At 34.6% G+C, this 5,790-nt stretch carries 8 protein-coding genes; all 8 read right to left on the reverse strand.

The annotated features are described in order from the left end of the window. Positions 1-55: 55 nt before the first annotated feature. Positions 56-562: an anaerobic ribonucleoside-triphosphate reductase activating protein gene (gene nrdG / locus ACT8VG_RS06590; RefSeq protein ID WP_444195449.1), complete on the reverse strand. Its 507-nt coding sequence runs from the start codon at positions 560-562 to the stop codon at positions 56-58. Between the two features lie 23 nt (positions 563-585). Beyond that, the gene (locus ACT8VG_RS06595) at positions 586-1,314 is read right to left on the reverse strand and encodes an energy-coupling factor ABC transporter ATP-binding protein (RefSeq protein WP_006504539.1); all 729 of its coding nucleotides are present in this window, start codon (positions 1,312-1,314) and stop codon (positions 586-588) included. After that, on the reverse strand, positions 1,311-2,045 hold the full coding sequence (locus ACT8VG_RS06600; RefSeq protein ID WP_444195450.1) for an energy-coupling factor transporter transmembrane component T family protein: 735 nt from the start codon (positions 2,043-2,045) through the stop codon (positions 1,311-1,313). Before ACT8VG_RS06600 ends, ACT8VG_RS06595 begins: the two co-directional genes overlap by 4 nt. Further along, on the reverse strand, positions 2,020-3,006 hold the full coding sequence (locus ACT8VG_RS06605; protein WP_187011517.1) for an energy-coupling factor ABC transporter permease: 987 nt from the start codon (positions 3,004-3,006) through the stop codon (positions 2,020-2,022). The genes ACT8VG_RS06600 and ACT8VG_RS06605 overlap by 26 nt, the downstream gene beginning before the upstream one ends. A 1-nt stretch (position 3,007) precedes the next feature. Then, complete coding sequence (gene larE / locus ACT8VG_RS06610; protein WP_187011516.1) at positions 3,008-3,808, reverse strand: ATP-dependent sacrificial sulfur transferase LarE; 801 nt, start codon at positions 3,806-3,808, stop codon at positions 3,008-3,010. Continuing rightward, entirely contained in the window at positions 3,786-4,250 is a 465-nt protein-coding gene (gene larC / locus ACT8VG_RS06615) for a nickel insertion protein (protein WP_187011515.1), read from the reverse strand. Before larC ends, larE begins: the two co-directional genes overlap by 23 nt. Beyond that, entirely contained in the window at positions 4,225-5,022 is a 798-nt protein-coding gene (locus ACT8VG_RS06620; RefSeq protein ID WP_444195451.1) for a LarC family nickel insertion protein, read from the reverse strand. The genes larC and ACT8VG_RS06620 overlap by 26 nt, the downstream gene beginning before the upstream one ends. Beyond that, positions 5,019-5,790, reverse strand: a 772-nt coding sequence (larB, locus tag ACT8VG_RS06625) for a nickel pincer cofactor biosynthesis protein LarB (RefSeq protein WP_444195452.1), incomplete at its 5' end; no start/stop codon positions are given. The genes ACT8VG_RS06620 and larB, both read right to left, overlap by 4 nt.

Here is a 5,790-nt window from a genome sequence, read left to right on the forward strand (position 1 = left end):
CGCTAAAACGTTTTCTTTTGTATAGGAATTTCTTTATTAATTCGATAATTTTTTATTATATCTCTTTAAACTCAACTAAAGTGATTTCTTTATTTTCTTTTGTTTTCTTAATATCAATAATTCTTTGATTAGAAGAACCGCTGAATTTGAGATTCGCATCTTTTAATTCATTCACAAATGGTCCATCTACTAATACATCAACATAATCAAGTAATGGCTGTTTCCATTCCATAATTTCTTCATAAAGGAATGAAGAATAGACCCAGATAGATTTAGTAGGACATTCTTTTTTGATATGTTTGAGTAATTCTAAAATATCGTCTCTGTTTTCTTCTTCAAAAGGTTCTCCACCTAAAAGTGTGAATCCTGCAATATGGGGTTTGTTAATAAGTTTAATTAGTACATCTTCTAATTCAGATGTAAAAGCCTTTCCTCCATTAAAATCCCATGTTTCCTGATTAAAACAGAATGGACAATGACGATGACATCCTTGAGTATAAAGAGATACTCTAATACCTGGTCCATTCGCAATATCTACTTCTCTTATTTGTGCATAACGCATCTTTTTCACCTCACAAAGCTCTATTATATACTCTTTTGTCTACTAAATGAAAGAGGAAGCTCTAAACCATTTTCTTCAAGAAGCTTTTTATTTGTTAAGATGTCTTGAGTTGGTCCATCTGCAACAAGTTTTCCATTAGATAGTAATAAAACACGATCACATGTATCATAAATAAAATCTAAATCATGGGACGCTATCAACATTGTATAAGGGAGTTCGTTTAATACGTTAATTAGTCCACGACGATGTTTAGGATCTAATGAAACAGAAGGTTCATCAAATAATAGAATATCTGGACGCATAGAAAGGACTGTCGCAATGGCAGCTCTTTTTTTCTCCCCACCAGATAATCGATAAATCTTTTCATGCTTCTTTTCCTGCATATGTACAAGATCCAACGCTTTATTGATACGTTCTTCTAATTCATCTCCCTGTAATCCTTCATTCATTGGTCCAAAGGCTACATCCTCATATACAGAAGACATAAAGAGCTGATTATCTGAATCCTGGAAGACATAGCCAATATGAGAACGAATGGATGCAAGGTTTTGATTGTTCATAGTCAAATCTGTAACTTTCAGTTCTCCCTGACCATTTTCTATTCCAATAATAGTTTTAAGAAGTGTAGATTTCCCTGCTCCATTACAGCCAATGAGCCCTACTTTTTCACCTTTTTGGATATGAAAATTCAAATCATCTAATATAATACGATTCTCTATATAAGAGAAAGAGAAATGATTCAGTTTAATCATAAGGTCACTCCTTTCAAGAATAGTAATAGTACACACATAATACCAAATGTAAGTTTAGATAACTTATAATCATATTTTTTTGATTGTAATGGCATTACACCTTTAAAGCCTCTTAACATCATAGATTGATAGACATTCATAGCACGATCAATGGAACGAAGCATCATTGAACCAACTAATGTTCCCCATGTCTTTATAGAAATACCCTTCTGCCCTGGTGCACGTAAACTATAGGCAAGCAAAGTTTTGTCTATTTCTTTAAAGAAAAGAATGAGATATCTTTGGATTAACATGATGACGACAATAAGAGATTGAGGCACTTTTAGTTTAGATAATCCCATACAGAGTTCCTCCATAGATGTTGTGGTCATCAATATGTAAGAGAATAATAAGGCAAATATTCCTTTTAATGCGAGCACAATAAAACAAGTGATTCCATATTCCTTAAAGAATAAGAAAGGTGTTCCCATAAAGAGTAATAAAGCCACTAATGGTTTGAGTTCTCCTAGACATTTGAATAAATTGATTTCTCCAAGCATTGAAAATAAGAGTAATGGTAAAAACATCACTACAATATAAATATTATGAATAGAATAAGAAGCAGTGATTATCAAATAAAGTAATACAATCAAAATCTTATAAGTGGGATGAATGGCAGAAAGAATGGTTGTACGCTTAGAAAGTGCATCAATTTGATGCACTCTCTTAATGGCTTTCTGTATGTTTTTCATGATAACGATGAATGAGCATATAGAGTCCTATGACAACTAAGACTCCAACGATTCCTGCAAACATCCCACCTAAGATTGATTCATGTCCTGCAATATTATAGTCAGGTAATAATGCAGTGAGTTCCTGAACACGCGAAGACAAAGAATAAATAGCCCCTTTATGTTGTAATTCTGTAGAACCAGTCAACTGTAAAATAGACCATTCTAATCCATCAGGAAAGGCACTTGCGAATATTGATAAGATCCCAGCCACTGCAACAGAGAGACCACCAAAGAGTGCAAGAAGCTTCTTTTTAGATGTTTTTGCTAGTTTAGTTGTGTGCCCCTGCCAGATAAGTTCTGGACGTGCTTCATAAATAAATGATAGAACTAAGCCTGTAATAATACCTTCTACTGCACCTATTGCAAGATGAATAGGCTGCATCACACCAATGAATAAGTTCCATGGGAGTGCTGTAATACCTGATAATTCTGTTTCTACAACTACTGAGAAGGCACCTAATTGTAAAGAAATGATAGAGCCTAAGATAGAGGCAATCATTAAGTTCTTCTTAGATAATTTTTTACTAATTATTGGCTTAAATATCAACATCGAAGAGATAAAGCATCCATAAAATGCCATATTCCATATATTACATCCTAGGGCAAGTAACCCACCATCCGCAAAAAGCAGACATTGTATTGCCAGTATACCTACCATCGTAAGAAATCCTGCATAAGGACCTAATAGTGCGGTTAACATGAGTCCTCCTGTTAAGTGTCCTGATGAACCTGTTCCAGGGATAGTGAAATTGATCATCTGGGCTGCAAAGACAAAGGCGCCCATGACACCCATCATTGGGAGTTTCTGTGGATTATTTTCTTCTTCTAGTTTTTTTATTGAATAAATAGTCATTGCACCTGATGCCAAATACATCGTTGTCGCAACAGCAGGTGAGACTAAGGCGTCAGCCATATGCATATTATTTTTCCTCCAGTTTAATATCCTGACTACCACTTCTAAATCCTTCTAGATCAAGTGTTACATAGTCATATCCTAATTCTTTAATAAATAAGACAATCTCTTGATGGTAATCCATACATTTCATAAAAGCATCCTGATCAATTTCTAAACGTACTAAGTCATTATGTATTCTTGCACGTACATTGTAGAAACCATATGCATGAAGATAATCTTCAATCTTTTCTACTTTACGCATTTCCTCATAATTAAGTAATGTATGATAAGGAAATCTTGTCGCAAGACAAGGTGAAGAAGGCTTATTAGCCGCTTTTAAATCATAAGTACCAGCCAATTCTCTAATTTCTTTTTTAGTCATATTAGCCTCTAAGAGTGGACTATGTAATCCTAATTCCTTAATTGCTTTGATACCAGGACGATATTGTTTTAAATCATCAGCGTTTGTACCTTCAAGAATAGTAGAAATACCTAAACTATGTGCAAGTTCCTTCACTTTAGTAAACATATACTTCTTACATAAATAACAACGATCTACAGGATTATTCTCTATTCCTGCACCTTCTAATTCATCTACATGAATCACTTTATGAATCGCCCCTAATTCTTCAGCTATTTGCTTGGCTTCATCTGCTTCCATCACAGGATGAAGCGCCGTTTGAATAGTAACAGCATAGACATGCGTATGATATCTCTTTGATGCTTCAACTGCCATTTTTAATAAGAGTGTACTGTCTACGCCACCAGAAAAAGCAATCATGACATCCTCATGTAAATACTGATCAATGATGGTTAATAAATTCATAATAACTCCTTTCCAGCAATTGATAAACATCTATAATAGATAAATTATGTTTTTCACTTAATAACTTCGCACTTTCATATTCAGGATACGCTCTTTTCTCTCCATCTATATTGACCACCTTAAATACAGCATCACCTAAAGGTGTAGAAATTGTTTCAAAAGTTCTTTGAAGAACTGTACGTTCCATGTAAGTACGTCTAATACCGATAGTACTTGTTTCTTTAAAAATGATTGTTTCTAATTCTTTTCTTTTTTCTTCATCACATAATACATTGAGTAAGTAAGCAGGTCTGTTCTTTTTCATCATCACAGGAATATAATGAACATCTTTAGCACCATGAGACATTAATAACTCCATCACATGACCTAATACTTCTCCTGTACTATCATCAATATTTGTTTCTAGTTTACATACCTTATTGGTGCCTGGGATCTGTTTCAATCAACATTGCACGAAGTAAGCTTGGTCTTTCATAAGCACGCTTACCTGCCCCTATACCTGTCTTTTTTATTGTAAAGGTAGAAGGAAGTGTATGAGATGTCACAATAGACGCAGCAATGGCAGCGCCTGTAGGAGTCACTAATTCTCCTTTGATAGTATCAATATGAATAGGTAAATGATGACTAGACACAATATTATTCACTGCAGGAACTGGGACAGGAAGTGTTCCATGAGCACAATTCACAGTACCTGTTCCTTCATAAATAACCGGAATATAGACTTCATCAATATCTAAATCATCAAAGCATACGGCTGCAGAAATAATATCTACAATAGAATCCACAGCACCTACTTCATGAAAATGTACTTCATCAATAGAAGTACCATGGGCTTTTGCCTCTGCTTCACCTAAAATAGTGAAAATCTTTTTAGCCAATTCTTTAGCATGATCTGTCATTTGTGCATGATCAATGATATTTAAAATATCATGCAAGTGACGATGTTCATGATGATGGTGATGTTCATGATGCGTATGTTCACCATATAAGTAATTCATATCATGATCATGATTATCATGATCCAAAACAACATTAAAATCACAGACATCAAGTCCTGATTTATTGACTCTTGTGATTTCAGTTTTAAACCCTGTAAGAGGTAATGATGAAAGAACTTCTTCTAATACTTCTTTTGAAGCCCCTAGATCAAGTAAGCTTGCGACAAACATATCTCCACTTATTCCAGAATAACATTCTAAATATAATTGATTCATTTTGATTCTCCCGTTCTATTAATCTGAGTTGCGATATAACCTGCACCATAACCATTATCAATATTCACTACCGCAATACCATTGGCACAGGAATTAATCATTGTAAGTAAAGCACTGACACCATGAAAGCTGGCTCCATAACCCACTGATGTAGGTACTGCAATAACAGGACAATCTACTAAACCACCTATGACACTTGCAAGAGCTCCTTCCATTCCTGCCACCGCAATAATACATCTTGCAGATTGCAAGATATCTAATTTAGATAATAAGCGATGAATACCACTCACACCTACATCATACAAACGTTCTACATGACACCCAAAGAATTCAGCTGTCTGTGCTGCTTCTTCAGCCACATTAAGATCTGCTGTACCAGCACTGCATACAACAATCTTCCCTTTATGTTCCTTTTCTTTTTCTATCTTAATAATATGTGATAATGGATCATATTCTAGTTCAGGAAATTCACTCTTTAAGAGTTCATATTGATGTATTGAGGCTCTTGTCCCAAAAACTTCTCCTTGCACCTCAAAAAGTTTTCTCACAATACCGACTAAGTGATCGTCTGCTTTTCCCTGGCAATAAATCACCTCCTGAAATCCTGAACGTATTTCTCTATTTGTATCTAATTTTGCATAGCCTAATTCTTCAAAAGCTGATTTCTTAAAGAATTGTTCGGCTTCTTCTACAGATAGTTCTCCTGTTTTTACTTTTTCTAGTATTTCCTTTGTTTCCATACCACCACCACATTTATTAAGGTAACAT

Source organism: Catenibacterium sp., from assembly GCF_052354645.1.
Lineage (GTDB): Bacteria > Bacillota_I > Bacilli_A > Erysipelotrichales > Coprobacillaceae > Catenibacterium > Catenibacterium mitsuoka_A.